Source organism: Pseudomonas sp. NPDC078416, assembly GCF_050268485.1.
In the GTDB taxonomy this organism is placed as follows: domain Bacteria; phylum Pseudomonadota; class Gammaproteobacteria; order Pseudomonadales; family Pseudomonadaceae; genus Aquipseudomonas.
This window is the reverse complement of the sequence record NZ_JBNNGV010000010.1, coordinates 150,855-165,357: the sequence shown is the minus strand read 5'-3', so window position 1 is coordinate 165,357 and position 14,503 is coordinate 150,855. Positions and strand designations below refer to the sequence as shown.

The 14,503-nt window shown below is 61.0% G+C and carries 16 protein-coding genes, 1 tRNA gene and 3 pseudogenes; 13 read left to right on the top strand and 7 right to left on the bottom strand.

Translation table 11 applies throughout. The features are described from left to right. Positions 1–90 precede the first annotated feature (90 nt). From rplT to ACQKEN_RS12335, 6 genes and pseudogenes are all read left to right on the top strand, one after another. Positions 91–318: pseudogene (gene rplT / locus ACQKEN_RS12360) on the top strand (50S ribosomal protein L20); the annotation flags it as partial. Positions 319–422: 104 nt separating this feature from the next. Further along, positions 423–1,439, top strand: coding sequence for a phenylalanine--tRNA ligase subunit alpha (pheS, locus tag ACQKEN_RS12355; RefSeq protein WP_427685769.1), 1,017 nt, complete (start codon positions 423–425; stop codon positions 1,437–1,439). Between the two features lie 32 nt (positions 1,440–1,471). Further along, on the top strand, positions 1,472–3,850 hold the full coding sequence (gene pheT, locus ACQKEN_RS12350) for a phenylalanine--tRNA ligase subunit beta (protein ID WP_427685767.1): 2,379 nt from the start codon (positions 1,472–1,474) through the stop codon (positions 3,848–3,850). 3 nt (positions 3,851–3,853) lie between these two features. Then, complete coding sequence (gene ihfA, locus ACQKEN_RS12345; RefSeq protein ID WP_002553164.1) at positions 3,854–4,156, top strand: integration host factor subunit alpha; 303 nt, start codon at positions 3,854–3,856, stop codon at positions 4,154–4,156. After that, positions 4,137–4,493, top strand: coding sequence for a MerR family transcriptional regulator (locus ACQKEN_RS12340; RefSeq protein ID WP_074887387.1), 357 nt, complete (start codon positions 4,137–4,139; stop codon positions 4,491–4,493). The genes ihfA and ACQKEN_RS12340 overlap by 20 nt, the downstream gene beginning before the upstream one ends. Before the next feature lie 108 nt (positions 4,494–4,601). Then, positions 4,602–4,678 (top strand) — tRNA-Pro (locus ACQKEN_RS12335). Positions 4,679–4,766: 88 nt separating this feature from the next. Here the strand turns inward: ACQKEN_RS12335 and ACQKEN_RS12330 are convergent. Together ACQKEN_RS12330 and ACQKEN_RS12325 are read right to left on the bottom strand one after the other, a co-directional pair. Further along, a pseudogene (locus tag ACQKEN_RS12330) lies at positions 4,767–4,934 on the bottom strand (integrase); the annotation flags it as partial. A 173-nt stretch (positions 4,935–5,107) separates the two neighbouring features. Beyond that, positions 5,108–5,269: a DUF4406 domain-containing protein gene (locus ACQKEN_RS12325; protein ID WP_427685765.1), complete on the bottom strand. Its 162-nt coding sequence runs from the start codon at positions 5,267–5,269 to the stop codon at positions 5,108–5,110. A 276-nt stretch (positions 5,270–5,545) separates the two neighbouring features. On the opposite strand from ACQKEN_RS12325, the gene ACQKEN_RS12320 reads away from it, so the two are divergent. Both ACQKEN_RS12320 and ACQKEN_RS12315 read left to right on the top strand, forming a co-directional pair. Continuing rightward, complete coding sequence (locus tag ACQKEN_RS12320; protein ID WP_427685764.1) at positions 5,546–5,767, top strand: hypothetical protein; 222 nt, start codon at positions 5,546–5,548, stop codon at positions 5,765–5,767. Positions 5,768–5,917: 150 nt separating this feature from the next. Next, positions 5,918–6,136, top strand: coding sequence for a hypothetical protein (locus tag ACQKEN_RS12315; RefSeq protein ID WP_427685762.1), 219 nt, complete (start codon positions 5,918–5,920; stop codon positions 6,134–6,136). A gap of 60 nt (positions 6,137–6,196) precedes the next feature. On the opposite strand, the gene pseH is transcribed toward ACQKEN_RS12315, so the two are convergent. Next, complete coding sequence (pseH, locus tag ACQKEN_RS12310) at positions 6,197–6,751, bottom strand: UDP-4-amino-4,6-dideoxy-N-acetyl-beta-L-altrosamine N-acetyltransferase (RefSeq protein ID WP_427685760.1); 555 nt, start codon at positions 6,749–6,751, stop codon at positions 6,197–6,199. 168 nt (positions 6,752–6,919) lie between these two features. Between pseH and ACQKEN_RS12305 the strand changes: the two genes are divergently transcribed. Both ACQKEN_RS12305 and ACQKEN_RS12300 read left to right on the top strand, forming a co-directional pair. Continuing rightward, entirely contained in the window at positions 6,920–7,252 is a 333-nt protein-coding gene (locus ACQKEN_RS12305) for a DUF883 family protein (RefSeq protein ID WP_192131310.1), read from the top strand. 10 nt (positions 7,253–7,262) lie between these two features. Beyond that, a complete protein-coding gene (locus ACQKEN_RS12300) occupies positions 7,263–7,661 on the top strand; it encodes a DUF2934 domain-containing protein (protein ID WP_427685758.1) in 399 nt (132 codons plus the stop codon). Between the two features lie 74 nt (positions 7,662–7,735). Here the strand turns inward: ACQKEN_RS12300 and ACQKEN_RS12295 are convergent, their stop codons facing one another. Then, positions 7,736–8,947, bottom strand: a complete 1,212-nt coding sequence (locus ACQKEN_RS12295) for an MFS transporter (protein ID WP_427685756.1) — start codon at positions 8,945–8,947, stop codon at positions 7,736–7,738. 119 nt (positions 8,948–9,066) lie between these two features. Next, a complete protein-coding gene (mltA, locus tag ACQKEN_RS12290; RefSeq protein WP_427685783.1) occupies positions 9,067–10,224 on the bottom strand; it encodes a murein transglycosylase A in 1,158 nt (385 codons plus the stop codon). Positions 10,225–10,494: 270 nt separating this feature from the next. Here mltA and ACQKEN_RS12285 point away from each other — a divergent pair, with 270 nt between their 5' ends. From ACQKEN_RS12285 to ACQKEN_RS12275, 3 genes and pseudogenes are all read left to right on the top strand, one after another. Then, on the top strand, positions 10,495–11,205 hold the full coding sequence (locus tag ACQKEN_RS12285) for a hypothetical protein (protein WP_427685781.1): 711 nt from the start codon (positions 10,495–10,497) through the stop codon (positions 11,203–11,205). A gap of 106 nt (positions 11,206–11,311) precedes the next feature. After that, a pseudogene (locus ACQKEN_RS12280) lies at positions 11,312–12,445 on the top strand (HAMP domain-containing protein); the annotation flags it as partial. 27 nt (positions 12,446–12,472) lie between these two features. Continuing rightward, entirely contained in the window at positions 12,473–13,318 is an 846-nt protein-coding gene (locus ACQKEN_RS12275; RefSeq protein WP_420793089.1) for a methyl-accepting chemotaxis protein, read from the top strand. Positions 13,319–13,401: 83 nt separating this feature from the next. Here ACQKEN_RS12275 and ACQKEN_RS12270 read toward each other — a convergent pair whose 3' ends face one another. Then, complete coding sequence (locus tag ACQKEN_RS12270; protein WP_427685754.1) at positions 13,402–13,848, bottom strand: CBS domain-containing protein; 447 nt, start codon at positions 13,846–13,848, stop codon at positions 13,402–13,404. 160 nt (positions 13,849–14,008) lie between these two features. Next, on the bottom strand, positions 14,009–14,461 hold the full coding sequence (locus ACQKEN_RS12265) for a type III secretion system chaperone (protein WP_427685752.1): 453 nt from the start codon (positions 14,459–14,461) through the stop codon (positions 14,009–14,011). Positions 14,462–14,503: the final 42 nt, after the last annotated feature.

Sequence of the window (14,503 nt, the reverse complement as noted above, 5' to 3'; positions counted from 1 at the left end):
AATCGAGCCCATGGCGTGTTCGCGCACGCCGAAGTGCAGGTTTCGACCGCCGTAATGGCCCGCTTCGAAGCTGCCCGCACCCTCAAATGTGAGGTCGCCTACCGTGACCGTCGTCAGAAAAAACGTCAGTTCCGCGCTCTGTGGATCGCTCGTATCAACGCTGGTGCGCGTATCAACGGTCTGTCCTACAGCCGTTTCATCGCTGGCCTGAAAAAAGCGTCGATCGAGATCGACCGCAAGGTTCTGGCTGATCTGGCAGTGAACGAAAAAGCGGCGTTTGCTGCGATTGTCGAGAAAGCTAAAGCCACTTTGGCCTAAGTCCCCGGCAATCATCGGACCCCGCTCGGGGTTCGGTGTTAAACGTCATAAATAGGGGAAGAGCCTTGTAAGCTCTTCCCCTATTTTGTATCTGGAGTCTGTACATGGAAAACCTGGACGCGCTGGTCTCTCAAGCACTTGAGGCCGTGCAAAGCGCCGAAGATATCAATGCCCTGGAGCAAATCCGGGTTCTGTACCTTGGCAAGAAGGGCGAATTGACCCAGGTGATGAAGACCCTGGGGAATCTGCCTGCCGATGAGCGTCCGAGAGTCGGCGCGCTGATCAACGAAGCCAAGGAGCGTGTCACAGAGGTTCTCAATGCGCGCAAGGCGTCGTTCGAGGAGGCTGATCTCGCGGCCAAGCTCGCGGCCGAATCCATTGACGTGACCCTGCCGGGCCGTGGCCAGACCACTGGCGGTCTGCATCCGGTTACCCGCACTCTGGAACGAATCGAGCAGTTCTTCACCCACATCGGCTACGGCATCGCCGAAGGCCCTGAGGTCGAAGACGATTACCACAATTTCGAAGCGCTCAACATCCCAGGCCATCACCCGGCCCGGTCGATGCACGACACTTTCTATTTCAATGCGAACATGCTGCTGCGCACCCATACCTCGCCGGTTCAGGTCCGCACCATGGAATCGCAGAAGCCTCCGATCCGCATCGTCTGCCCCGGCCGTGTGTATCGCAGTGACTCCGATATCACCCATTCCCCGATGTTCCATCAGGTCGAAGGCCTGCTGGTCGACCGCGATATCAACTTCGCCGACCTGAAAGGCACCATCGAGGAATTCCTGCGCGTGTTCTTTGAAAAAGAGCTGGCAGTGCGTTTCCGTCCTTCGTATTTCCCGTTCACCGAGCCGTCGGCTGAAGTCGATATGGAATGCGTCATGTGCAGCGGCAAAGGTTGTCGTGTCTGCAAACAGACCGGCTGGCTTGAAGTCATGGGCTGCGGCATGGTCCACCCGAACGTGCTGCGAATGTCGGGTATCGATCCGGAAGAATTCCAGGGCTTCGCCTTCGGCATGGGCGTAGAGCGTCTGGCGATGCTGCGCTATGGCGTCAACGACTTGCGCCTGTTCTTCGACAACGACTTGCGGTTCCTCGCGCAATTTCGCTAGGTCGCCCGTAACGAATTCTTTAGGAGAGCAGGATGAAATTCAGTGAACAATGGCTGCGTGGCTGGGTTAGCCCGCAAGTGTCCCGCGACGAGCTGGTTGCTCGTCTGTCGATGGCAGGCCTTGAAGTAGACAGCGTCACCCCGGCAGCCGGCGTTTTCAGCGGTGTTGTGGTGGGTGAGGTGCTGAGCACCGAGCAACACCCGGACGCCGACAAGCTGCGCGTGTGCCAGGTCAGCAATGGCGCCGAGACCTTTCAGGTCGTGTGTGGCGCGCCAAACGTGAGCCCCGGTCTGAAAATTCCGTTTGCCATGATCGGCGCCCAATTGCCGGGCGATTTCAAGATCAAGAAAGCCAAGCTGCGGGGCGTCGAGTCCAACGGCATGCTGTGCTCGCAGGCCGAGCTGCAGGTGGGTGAGGGCAATGACGGCCTGATGGAGCTGCCGGCCGACGCGCCGGTGGGCCAGGATGTGCGCGTCTATCTGGAACTGGACGACGCGAGCATCGAGGTCGACCTGACGCCAAACCGTGGCGACTGCCTGTCGGTCGCGGGGCTGGCCCGTGAAGTGGGTGCGCTCTATGACGCAGTCGTCACGCGCCCACAGGTTGCAGTGGTTCCGGCCGTGCACGATGAAGTGCGTCCGGTCGACGTGATCGCGTCTGCGGCATGCCCACGTTACCTGGGGCGCGTCATCCGCAACGTGGACTTGTCACGCCCTACGCCGTTGTGGATGGTTGAGCGCCTGCGTCGCTCGGACGTCCGCAGCATCGACGCCGCGGTCGACATCACTAACTACGTGATGCTTGAGCTGGGTCAGCCGCTGCACGCGTTCGACCTTGCCGAAATCAATGGCGGTATCCGCGTTCGTATGGCGGAAGAGGGCGAGAAGCTCGTGCTTCTGGATGGACAGGAAGTCAGCCTGCGCGCCGATACTCTGGTCATTGCCGACCACCAGCGTGCCCTGGCCATCGCCGGTGTCATGGGTGGCGAGCACAGCGGCGTGTCCGCGACGACCCGCGATATCTTCCTTGAAAGCGCCTTTTTCGATCAGATTGCCGTTGCCGGCAAGGCGCGTTCCTATGGTCTGCACACCGACGCGTCCCATCGCTATGAGCGCGGCGTTGATTGGCAGCTGGCCCGCGAAGCCATGGAGCGTGCCACTGGCCTGCTCCTGGAGATCACGGGCGGTGAAGCCGGTCCGGTCATCGAAACGGTCAGCGATCAGCACCTGCCTTCGGTTGAGCCGATCATTCTGCGTGCCGAGCGTATCGAGCAAATGCTCGGCATGAAGATGGACGCCGCGGAAATCGAGCGCCTTCTGACCGCGCTTGGTCTGACCGTCGCGCCTCACGCCAGCGAGCAATGGCGTGTCGACGTACCAAGTCATCGCTTTGATATCACCCTCGAAGTCGATCTGATCGAGGAGCTGGCACGCCTCCACGGTTACAACCGTCTGCCGGTTCGTTATCCGCAGGCGCGTCTGGCCCCGCAACCGCGTGCCGAGGCGCAGAGTGATCTGCCGGCCCTGCGTCGTCTGCTGGTGGCTCGCGGTTATCAGGAAGCAATCACTTACAGCTTCATCGATCAGAAATGGTTCGAGCTGTTCAGCCCGGGTGTTGAGCCGCTGCTGCTGGCCAATCCGATCTCGGCTGACATGTCGGCAATGCGCTCGTCCCTGTGGCCGGGTCTGGTGAAGTCGCTGCAGCACAACCTCAATCGCCAGCAGGATCGCGTGCGCCTGTTCGAGAGCGGGCTGCGTTTTGTCGGTCAACTGGAAGGCTTGAAGCAAGAGCCGATGCTGGCCGGTGTGATATGCGGTAGCCGTCTGCCGGAAGGCTGGGCGCAGGGCCGCGATGTCGTCGACTTCTTCGACGTCAAGGCTGACGTCGAGGCAGTGCTGGGCTTCGCCGGTGCGCAGGATGATTTCCGTTTCGTACCCGGAAGCCACCCCGCGCTGCACCCGGGCCAAACCGCGCGTATCGAGCGTGACGGGCGTGAAGTCGGCTACATCGGCGCGCTGCACCCGGAGCTGTCGAAGACGCTGGGGCTTGATCGCCCGGTATTCGTTTTCGAACTGGTTCTGGCTGAAGTTGCCGTTGGCCGTCTGCCGAAATTCCACGAGCTTTCACGCTTCCCTGAAGTGCGTCGCGACCTGGCGCTGGTGGCTGATCGTGATGTTTCGGCGACCGCCGTGCTGGACGTTATTCGTGAGAATGCAGGGGAATGGCTCACAGACCTCAAGCTATTTGATGTTTATCAGGGTAAAGGCGTTGATCCGCTTAGAAAAAGCCTTGCAGTCGGCTTGACCTGGCAACATCCATCGCGCACTCTTACTGACGATGAGGTAAACGCTTCGACGCAGCAAATTCTCACCTCGCTAGAGGAAAGGTTAAACGCCACGTTAAGGAAGTAGCGTATGGGGGCTCTGACGAAAGCTGAGATGGCCGAACGTCTGTACGAAGAGCTAGGCCTGAACAAACGAGAAGCCAAGGAACTGGTCGAGCTGTTCTTTGAGGAAATCAGGCACGCTCTGGAAGATAACGAGCAGGTCAAATTGTCCGGATTCGGCAACTTTGATCTGCGCGATAAACGCCAGCGACCGGGCCGAAATCCCAAGACAGGGGAAGAAATCCCGATTACCGCTCGCCGTGTGGTCACCTTTCGCCCAGGGCAGAAACTGAAGGCCCGAGTTGAGGCTTATGCTGGAACCAAGTCATAACGATGAGCTACCGCCTATCCCCGGCAAACGCTACTTCACCATCGGTGAAGTCAGCGAGCTCTGCGCGGTCAAACCGCACGTTCTGCGTTATTGGGAGCAGGAGTTTCCTCAACTCAACCCGGTCAAGCGCCGCGGAAACCGCCGGTATTATCAGCGACAGGACGTGCTGATGATCCGCCAGATCCGCGCGCTGCTTTACGATCAGGGCTTCACCATTGGCGGCGCGCGTTTGCGCATGTCCAGCGATGAGGTCAAGGATGATTCGCTGCAGTACAAGCAGCTGATCAAGCAGATGATTGTCGAGCTGGAAGATGTCCTGGTCGTGCTGCGCAAGTGACAAGGCGCAGTTAGCCGAAATACTTCCATCATTCAAAAGCTTAGGGTATATTCCTCGACGCTTTCGCAAGAACCCGCAACACAGAAGTAGCAGTGAGTAACGCCTAGTCGGGGCGTAGCGCAGTCCGGTAGCGCACTAGCATGGGGTGCTAGGGGTCGAGTGTTCGAATCACTCCGTCCCGACCATATTTTGTAAAGGGAATCAGCCACTTACCGGCTCGATTCCCTTTTTCATTTCTGGTTTGCGCAAAACCCGCGCAAAACTGGCGCAAAACTATCCGGCGATTTCGCTGATATCGAGGTCCGGAATGGCCTCCGACCAGATCACCTCGGCGTGCTCCTTCTGGTAGTTTTTGGTCATCTCCTCGCTAGCGTGCCCGGCGATCTTCTGCCCATCTTTCCCGGCTTTCTTATACAGGCGCTGCTGTAGGGCGGCGACTCGATCCTTGCCCATCTGCTCCCGGGCGAGAAAGATCGAGTACGCCTCCTGTGACACGCGGACCGATCGGCCATCGATGCCGAAATCGACGCCATCACCGGCGGGCGGGAGATCCCCGCCGCGACACTGCGCCAGGCGCTCCGCAGGACATTCGCTCAACCGCTTTGCTTGATTGCTCATAACCCCTCCTGCGGCGAGACAATGCCGCTTGCTGGAATGACAGCCATGCCGAGATGGATGGCGAGTTCGATTTCTACGTTGGCGCCGCGGGACTGCCGCCAGCCGGGCAGGAACGCCACGGTGTTGCAGGTGAGCATCTGGCGGATCGCGTCACGCATTCAGAACCGGTCGAAAACCGCGCCGCTTGAGGCCGAGCATGTCGTGCAGCGTTTACCGGCGGTGGGCGGCTTCATTCGCTGACCGGGCGGGTTGTCGGTCAGCTCGCCCTCCGCTTGGGGCGTTGAACGTCCTGGACCGTAGGGCAGTCCCGTCATGAACAACCCGCCGGCAACGCGTTGGCCATCAACCGCTCATCCATCCTCTGGCACTAATCCCCTTCAACCCACCTCTGTCCTATAAGCGCAGATTTCCTGCGTCTCGTACTGGAGATGATCATGGGTATCGAAGACAATGGGCCAGAGAACGCGTATCCAGGCCCTGCCGAGCCGGGCAGCGAAGAAGAGGTCTATCCCGACGCGAGTGCAGACTCGGCACAGGGCATCGACAATGATGAGGACGCATCCATCGCAGCCCGCAACAAGGGTCTGGATGAAATGGAGATCCCTGACAATCCCCCCGTGGACGAAGACGAGGAGCCCTCTCCGGGCAACCGCTAAACACGGCGCTTCACCCCGAACCCCACCTTGCGTGGGGTTTTTCTTGCAAGGCGACTCATGTGTTACACAAATGAGCCACTCGTCGGGACGTGCGCACTATCAAGGGGTTAGGCACTCCATTCACTAGCCAAAAAAATAAAGGTGCCCCGGATGAGACCTCAGATCCACGATATTCCCAACGCACTCGACCTGATCAGCGAACTGGATCAGGCTACCGAGCAAATGATGTCGATTCCCGTCGCGCACATTGGCGGCGCACAGTGGGAGGAAGCTTTCGTCCGGCAGCAGAGCGCTTTCAGAAAGTGGCGCGATTATTTGTACTGCAAAGCCGATGAACGCCCAGCGGTTCGACTCTTGAACATCGCCTGATCTGTAACTGTTTCTGCCAGCATCTGACTCAAAAAAGAGTACCCACGTCGGTAGAAAGCGCTAAACGCGCCCGGCGATCCGCTCCACCGCAGCCAGCACCCTGGGCCGCTGCGCCTGCCACTCACTTCTGGTGATACCCAGAAGCACTGCGCCGATACGTTTGCCATCGCGCGCGATATGTTCCCGCCGTACGCCTTCGATCACGAAGCCGAACTTCTGATGCATCTTGATCACCGCCGGGTTGATCTCGAGCACTTCGCAGTTGAGTTTCTCCAGTCCTGCGGCGCCGAACGCATGGTCGAGCATCCACAACTCCACCTGGCTGCCGAGGCCTTTGCCCTGCAGCGTGGTGTCCAGGTAGAACGCCCAGTCCGCCCTGCCGTGGGTGGTGTTGATGGCGCTCAGGGACACCACACCCACAGGCGCGGCTTCCATCACGATGACGAACACCTGCTGCCGGGAGTCGGAGCGCAGCCCCTCAAGCCAGGCCAGGTGCTCGGCTTCGCCGATCTCATGGTCCGTGTACATGAATTTGCGCACATCTGGCTGATTGCGCAGTTGCCGGACGCGGGCTTGCTGGTCGGCGGGCAGGTCGAGGATCGGCACGACTTTCATGGCATCCCTTTTGAATTCGTCATACGGGTATCAAGTTCCGATTCAGTCGGCGCGGCGAGCGTGCTTGATGACTTGCAGCGCCGCATACAGGGGTTTTTTCAAAGTTTCTGGAACGAATCGATTGGCGCCTCAGTCAACCTTTCTCACATCCCGGGAGGCAGAATTATCATGGCAAGCGATATCACCGAAAAACTGCGTGACGATCTTTATCAGAAAACCCGTTCCGAGCTGAACACTTTTCTCGATGAGACCAATGCCTTGCTGGCGGCAGGGGATGCCTTGAACGAGGATCGCACCACTCAGGCCCGTGAGCGGCTGAAGGATTTTCTGGCCCGTGGTACCAGTGCGGTGACCGAGATCGAAATGGACGCCCAACCTGCGCTGACCCGCGCGGTGGGTAACGCCAAATCCTACGTGACGACCCATCCATGGGCCGCCGTCGGCGTGGCTGCAGGCCTGGGCCTGGTCGCCAGCCTGTTGCTCAAACGCAACAGGGATTGAGGAGGCCATCGTGGTTCGCCGTCGATTTCCGGTGGATCCGTTACGTCCGACCAGCGGCCGGCTAGCGTTCGCCGGCCTTTGCACGCCCGTCATTTACCCTCGTTATCGGCTGGTACTGTTCATGGCGGGTACCGTAGCGGACGATGGATTCGGCACCGCTCTGGCGCCGGCCAATGTTTTGCGCAAGCATAAATGGGGGATACGCATGAATGTCGACGAAGACACTGTTCGTCAGTTGGCCCAGTTGATCTGGGAGACCGAAGGCAAGCCTGAGGGGCAGGAATCCCGTCACTGGGAGATGGCCACACGCCTGGCGGAGTCCGCTGCCATGGCACCGGTCCGTACTTCAAGCAAGCACAAGGTCGATACGTTGTTCCCGTCGCCCGATGAGGCAGACCCCAACGCGTGACAGGTCTGGAGCTCGCCCAGGCGCAGTGCCGGGGCGAAGCTCGGATCAACCTCGCCATCACACAGCGCCAGCCTTCAGACTGACCCGGAAGCCTCCCGGGCAAAGCGGCGATCAGCCTGCCGCGCATCCATCAGCGCCCAATACCACATGCCCAGACCGCCCAGCGTCAATGCCGCTGCTGCATAGCCCGTGGCCGGCAGACCGTAGCCTGCCGCGATCACCGCGCCGCCTGCCAGCGGGCCAATGGCATTCGCCATGTTGAACGCGCTCTGCACCAGTGCACCCGCGAGTGATTGCGCGTTCGGTGCTACGTCCATCAGGCGGGTTTGCAGAATCGCGGCCAGGCCCACGCCGCAACCGATGAAGAACACCAGCGGAATGAGTAGCCAGAGGTTGTCGGTGGCCGAGGGGTACAACGCGAGCACCAGCGCGGTGAAGCCCAGCGAGACCCCGGCGGCAAGCATGGTGGCGCGGTCGGCGGCCCAGCCGCAGATCAGGTTGCCCACCGTGGTACCCAGGCCAAACACGGCCATCACCACCGGAATCATGAAATCGGAAGCGTGTGTGACCTCGATCAGCGTGGCGGCCAGATAGGTGTATACGCAGAAGATCCCACCGAAGCCGATGCCGGCGATGCCCAGGGTCAGCCAGACTTGTCGCGAGCGCAGGGCGTTGAGTTCGCGCAACGGGCTGGCGTCGGCTTCGGCAGGGGATGCGGGTGCCAGGCAGCGGATCAGCACCGCCGTGATGGCAGCCAGCCCGGCAACAATGGCCATGCCCCAGCGCCAGCCGATGGTCTGGCCGATCCAGGTGGCGAACGGCACGCCGATGATGGTGGCGATGGTCAGCCCCATGAACACCCGGGAGACCGCCTGGGCGCGGCGATTCTTTGGCACCAGCGAAGCGGCCAGCAGCATCGCCACGCCGAAGTACGCGCCGTGGGGGAAACCGCTGAGAAAGCGGAAGAACACCAGCCATGGCAGCGAAGGCGCTACGGCGCTCAACGCATTGGCGATCCCGATGAAAGCGGCCAGTGCCACCAGCAAGGCCCGTCGCGGCAGGCGCACCCCGAGCACCATGATGACGGGCGAACCCACCACCACGCCCAACGCATAGGCACTGATGGCATGCCCGGCCAGCGGCTGGGTGACCTGGAAGTCACCGGCTATGAAAGGCAGCAAGGTCATCGAAGCGAATTCGGTGGTGCCGATGGCAAACGCGCCCATGGCGAGGGCGAACAGCAGCCAGCCCATATTGAAATGTTGCGGGGGGTGGGAGGTATTCATGGGAGATCGAGAAGGGTTTCCGGGAAGAAGCATGCTGTGATACTTGAAACCGATTTCAGTTCAACCCGCGATTCACACCGGCTGACGCGGGTGGCGCATCAGCCGGTGGATCAACTGGATCAGTCCTTGGGCTTGGCGTCGGGCAGGGCCGCGCCCTTGGGCCACAGCATCCAGATCTGCCCTTGTTGCTTCATGTTCCCGGCCAGTTCGCCGGCCGCGTCGCCGGTGCCCCAGAACATGTCAGCGCGGACTTCGCCGGCGATGGCGCCGCCGGTGTCCTGCGCCGCGACCGGACGTACCAGCGGCGTGCCGTCGGGACGGGTCGACGACAGCCATAACAGGCTGCCGAGGGGAATTACCTTGCGATCAATCGCCACGCTGTAGCCGGCGGTCAGCGGCACATTCAGCGAACCCCGCGGGCCTTCGGTGCTGTCCGGGCGCAGGGTGAAGAACACGTAGCTCGGGTTGCTGCCCAGCAGTTCATTCACGCGCTCGGGGTGCGCAATCGCCCAATCACGGATGCGCCCCATGGACACTTCGTCCTTGGTCAATTGGCCTTGCTCCACCAGCCAGCGGCCGATCGGCTTGTAGGGGTAGCCGTTCTGGTCGGCGTAGGCGATGCGCAGCTGACGGCCGTTTTCCAGCTGAACCCGACCCGATCCCTGGATTTGCAGGAACTGCAGGTCGATGGGGTTTTCCAGCCAGGCCAGCACGGGGGCATTGGCGCCTTTGTTGCCGATGGTGGCGGCGTCGTCGTAGGGACGCAGCACACGGCCGTCAAGGCGCCCGCGCAGGCGCTTGCCCTTGAGCTCGGGATAGATGCTGTCGAGGTTTACGATGATCAGGTCGTCGGGCACGCCGTACACCGCCACCGGGTGCTCATCGTTGCGCTGCTCGCTGCCTTTATAGATCGGCTCGTAATAGCCGGTGATCAGCCCGTTGGCGCCGTGCTCGGAGGAACGCAGGCTGTAGACCTGCAGCTGATTCTTGAGGAAGTCGCGCACGGCGGCCGGGTTTTGCGGCACCTGGGCGGCGAGGGCGCAGGTGCCGCCCCAGACCGGATCCCTGGCCAGGCGCTTGCACGCCGAGAACCAGCTGTTGTAGCCCGCCATCAGGTCGGTGTCGTTCACCGCCGGCAGTTTGTCCCACTCGACGCTGACGTAGGTCGTCGCTTCGGAGGGCTTGGTCTTCGGCGCGCCGCCGTCGCAGGCAGCGAGCAGGGCGATCAGTGGAGCGAGGCAGAATACGAAACGGCGCCAGTGCAGGCTTGTGGTCATCACGCGGGGTGTTTCCTGAAAATCATGCGAAGGCGGCTAGCTTGGTGAAAGCGGAGGGCTGCGTCAAATGGATGAGGGAATCATTTGCATGAAAGCTCACATGGCAGTCGAATCGCCGTAAACGTGCCGCGGATTTGCCGCCAACATTGCACTTTTCCTCCGTCTGTCGTTCTGACCTTGGCCGGGACGCGGCGATTGACGCGGCGTCCCGTTCGTTCAAGCCTGGGATTGATGCTCGCCGTGTTCACTGTTTTATCCGTTTGCCGTCGCCTGCGCCCGCTGTTTGCCCTGTGCCTGTTCGGTCTCATCACTGCAGGTTGTACCCGCCAGGATGGCCGGGATGTCGCCACGCAGTTCAGCGAGACGCGTCCTCAGGAGTTCTTCCAGACCAGCGTGGACCGCATGGCGACGCTGGCGATGGCCGACAACCTCGACAGCCTCTATCTGCTGATGAACAAACTCTACCTGCGCAATCCCGGCGAGTGGCGCAAGTCCGGCTTCGTCGACGCCGCGGGGGCGGAGCGCAACGTGCGACAGGCCATCGAGCAACAGAAGCCGTTGCCGCAGTTGGGCACTCGACGCGACCTCGCCGCGCTCAGTTACGCCCTGAGCCCGGAGTTTCTCGGTGATCGCGTCGGCGCATTCATTTATGCCATCGGCAGCATGCTGGTCACGGCCCACGGCGGGCGTCTCGAATTCTTCATGACCGACCAGATCAACCCGACCTTCGTCAATAACGCCGCGCGCAATATCGAGAAGGCCACCTGGCTGCTGAGCCAGCGGCAGAACGCCAATGGCGAGCTGCTGTTGTTCTCCAACGAGATTTCAGAGGAGGGCAGCAACCTCAGTTTCGCCACCGAATTCGGCAAGATCGTGGCGCGCCTGGATCTGCTCACCCAGATGCTCGACGAGCGATATAGACGCATCGGTTTGAATTACGCCCAGAGCCTGCTGTTCCTGAACTTCCTCCCGGTGCAGTGACGCCCCTGCTGCGCCGGGAAAAAACAATTCTCCGGCCCCTCATCCTTGTCGGCTTTCGGTCGATAGCTAATTTGGCGTTGCGCAAAACAACTACAAAATTCATGGCATGGGGTCGACGATGTTTAAAACAGTGCAGGCGCGCTATACGGTCATATTTGTGGCCTTGATTGTGGTGATCGCGGTGATCACCGAACAGGGCATCGTTCACTTGGTCACGCCCAAGGTCCGCGCGACCCAGGAGCAGGTGGTACTGAGCCAGGTTGATCAGATCGGCACGCGTATTCTGTCGGACCTGGCCCGCGTAGAGGCCCAGTCCCGGGCGATCACCCAGGCGGTGCCGCTGCTGGACAGCGATGGCATCGACAAAGTGCTGCCAGGCCTGGTCGATCAGTACGGCGATCAGAAAGTCTTCGGCGGGGGCGTCTGGCCGATGCCGGACAAACGCACCCCGGGGCGCAACAAACACAGTTCGTTTTTCCACCGTGACGGCAGTGGCCAGTTGGTGGTGAGCACGTTCTGGAACTCCGACCCTGCGCCCAACTATTGGGAACAGCCGTGGCACCGTGCCGGGCAGAACGCACCCAAGGGCAAATGCGCCTGGGCCGCGGCCTATCAGGACGAAGCCAGCCCGCAGCCACGTACCAACTGCGCGATGGGCATCTACAAGGAGGGTGCGCTGTACGGCGTTTCGACCATCGACGTCACCCTGGGCTTTTTCAATGGCCTGATTCAGGAAAAGGAAAAAGACATTCAGGGTCAGGTGATGATCGTCGAGCGCGACGGCAAGATCCTCACCAATCAGAGCCGCATTCCCGGCGAAATCATCCTCAAGAACATTTCCGGCTTCAGCGGCCAGTCGATGTTCGCCAAAGCCATTCAGGACGGCCTCGGCAAAGTCTCCGGCGACGGCGTGTATTCCCAGGAATACATCGACCCGCAACTGGGTGACCTGACCTTCTTCCTGCGTCCAGTCGTGGGCACACCGTGGATGATTGCCACGTCGCTGCCGACCGCCATGCTCACCGCCAGCAGCACCGAAGTGCTGAAAACCCTGGGCTGGCTGCAGATCCCGCTGGTCATTCTGTTGCTGGTGGTGCTGGGCTTTGCCTTCCACCGTCTGCTGGCACGCCTGACCGTTCTGCGCACCAACATCGACGCGCTGTCTTCGGGCGAAGCTGACCTGACCCGCCGTATTCCGATCAAGGGTGAAGACGAGCTGGACGCTGTCGGCCATTCGGTCAACAAGTTCATCGCCTTCCAGCAAGCCATGATTGTCGAGGTGCGCAGCGGCACCGAGCAGATCTCGGCCGGGCTGGTGCAGTTGCAGGATCAGTCGCGCAACATCAACCAGATCCTCAACCGTCACGCCTCGGAAACCGATCAGGCCGTGACCGCGATCAACGAGATGAGCGCCACCGCCGACAGCGTCGCCGAGAGCGCTACGCAGACGGCGAGCTTTACCCAATCGGCAAACGATGCCGCCCAGCGTTCCCGTGACGTCGTCGACGAAGCGTCAGTCAGCGTGCGGGCCTTGGTGGCGGAAGTTGAAGACGCGACCAAATACGTGCAGGAAATGCAGGTCGACGCCAAGCGCATCACCGATGTGCTCGGGGTCATTGGCGGCATTGCCCAGCAAACCAACCTGCTGGCCCTCAACGCGGCCATCGAAGCGGCGCGGGCGGGTGAGCAGGGCCGTGGCTTTGCCGTGGTGGCCGACGAGGTGCGGGCGCTGGCCGGTCGCACCCAGCAGAGCACGTCGGAGATCAACGAGATGCTGGCGCGGCTTGAGCAGGGCGTGAGCACCGCCGTGGGCGCCATGGAAAAAACCAAGGTCAGTTGCCAGTCGACGGCCGACCGTACATCGCGGGTCAACGAAGGTCTGGATGGCATGGCAGGTTCCGTGCTGCGCATTCATGACCTGAGCGCGCACATTGCAACGGCGGCAGAGGAGCAGAGCGCGGTGACCGAGGAGATCAACCAGAACATGATCGCCATTCGGCACATGGTCGGCGAACTGGTGGGCTGTGGTCAGCAGACCGACACAAGCGTAGACGCGCTGATGGCGTCCAACGAGCGGCTGGTGGCGATGATCGATCGTTTCAAGGTTCGCTAAACAGCCATCCATTCACACGCGCAAAGCAAAGCCGGAGCCCTTGAAGCTCCGGCTTTTTTATTGGGCGCAGCAGGGTTGTTGGTTCAGTAGCTTTCGCCGCGAATGTATTCCTGCATTTTTTCGATCAGCCTGGCCTGTTCCGCAATCGCCGCCTTGACCAGGTCGCCGATGGACAGCAGACCGATCAACTGGCCTTCGTCCACCACCGGCAAATGGCGCAGGCGGCGGTCGGTCATGATGTTCATGCAGTGCTCGACCGTGTGCTGCGAACCCACAGTCTGTACGTCGTGGGTCATGATGTCGCTGATCGGTGTGCCGGCCGAGGCGCGGCCTTTGAGCTCCATCTTGCGGGCGTAATCCCGCTCGCTGACGATGCCGACCACCTTGCCGTCGCGCACCACCGGCACGGCACCGATGTTTTTCTCGGCCATTAACTTGATCGCCTCGATGACCATCTCCCCGGGCCCGACGGTATGAACGTCAGCGTGATGCGGGTCTTTCAACTTCAGTAGTTCGGCTACGGTCGTCATGCTGGCCTCTCCGGCGCGTTTCTTGTGAGCACGGCCCATCCGGCCGTGCATAGAGAATCGTCGAGAGATGGCATTCCGGCAAGTTTGAAAGCGCCATGCAGACCCCTGAAAGCGTCAGCGAGCCGATTTCCCGTTGCCGCAACGGTGCGCCGGCATGAAGTCAGCCGATTCGCCGCGACAGACCGGTCTGTGCCTGGCCATGAACAGAGGCTTTTGCCGGCGCTGCGGGACGCTGTTGCAGCAGGCCGGCAACGTCACGGGTCTGCAGGACGAACCCTTGCACCCACTCCACGAACGTCAGTTCATCGAGGGCCTTGAGCGGCAGTTGCGTGCACAGGCGCACCGAGTGCTGTTCATCCAGGGCCAGCCAGCAGCCACTCATGGCGCCGCTGTCGAAGTTGAGCCTCATCAGCCGCTCATACAGGCTCGGGTCGGGGCGCAGGGACAGCTTGCAATGCAGGATCGCGACGTCGCCCGCCGTGGGCATCTCGATGATGACCACTTCGCGGCCCTCGTCGAACAGCGCGCACACGCCGTTTTCGAGTTGCAAGGCGGTGCCCAGTCGTTTGCCCAGTGCCTGAATGCAGGCGTCTGTATGTGTCGTCGTGTTCATCATCTGCGGTGTCCTGTCCGGGGTTTTAATGCGATCAATGGC

What these genes read in the sequence shown, in the direction of transcription:
- pseH (WP_427685760.1), bottom strand. Translation starts at nt 6,751, where the DNA reads ATGAAAGTCGTGCCGATCCTCGACCTGCCCGCCGACCAGCAAGCCCGC.
- ACQKEN_RS12270 (WP_427685754.1), bottom strand. Translation starts at nt 13,848, where the DNA reads ATGACGACCGTAGCCGAACTACTGAAGTTGAAAGACCCGCATCACGCT.
- pheS (WP_427685769.1), top strand. Translation starts at nt 423, where the DNA reads ATGGAAAACCTGGACGCGCTGGTCTCTCAAGCACTTGAGGCCGTGCAA.
- ACQKEN_RS12340 (WP_074887387.1), top strand. Translation starts at nt 4,137, where the DNA reads ATGCTGGAACCAAGTCATAACGATGAGCTACCGCCTATCCCCGGCAAA.
- ACQKEN_RS12305 (WP_192131310.1), top strand. Translation starts at nt 6,920, where the DNA reads ATGGCAAGCGATATCACCGAAAAACTGCGTGACGATCTTTATCAGAAA.
- ACQKEN_RS12315 (WP_427685762.1), top strand. Translation starts at nt 5,918, where the DNA reads ATGAGACCTCAGATCCACGATATTCCCAACGCACTCGACCTGATCAGC.
- pheT (WP_427685767.1), top strand. Translation starts at nt 1,472, where the DNA reads ATGAAATTCAGTGAACAATGGCTGCGTGGCTGGGTTAGCCCGCAAGTG.
- ACQKEN_RS12325 (WP_427685765.1), bottom strand. Translation starts at nt 5,269, where the DNA reads ATGCGTGACGCGATCCGCCAGATGCTCACCTGCAACACCGTGGCGTTC.
- ihfA (WP_002553164.1), top strand. Translation starts at nt 3,854, where the DNA reads ATGGGGGCTCTGACGAAAGCTGAGATGGCCGAACGTCTGTACGAAGAG.
- ACQKEN_RS12295 (WP_427685756.1), bottom strand. Translation starts at nt 8,947, where the DNA reads ATGAATACCTCCCACCCCCCGCAACATTTCAATATGGGCTGGCTGCTG.
- mltA (WP_427685783.1), bottom strand. Translation starts at nt 10,224, where the DNA reads ATGACCACAAGCCTGCACTGGCGCCGTTTCGTATTCTGCCTCGCTCCA.
- ACQKEN_RS12265 (WP_427685752.1), bottom strand. Translation starts at nt 14,461, where the DNA reads ATGAACACGACGACACATACAGACGCCTGCATTCAGGCACTGGGCAAA.
- ACQKEN_RS12320 (WP_427685764.1), top strand. Translation starts at nt 5,546, where the DNA reads ATGGGTATCGAAGACAATGGGCCAGAGAACGCGTATCCAGGCCCTGCC.
- ACQKEN_RS12275 (WP_420793089.1), top strand. Translation starts at nt 12,473, where the DNA reads ATGATTGTCGAGGTGCGCAGCGGCACCGAGCAGATCTCGGCCGGGCTG.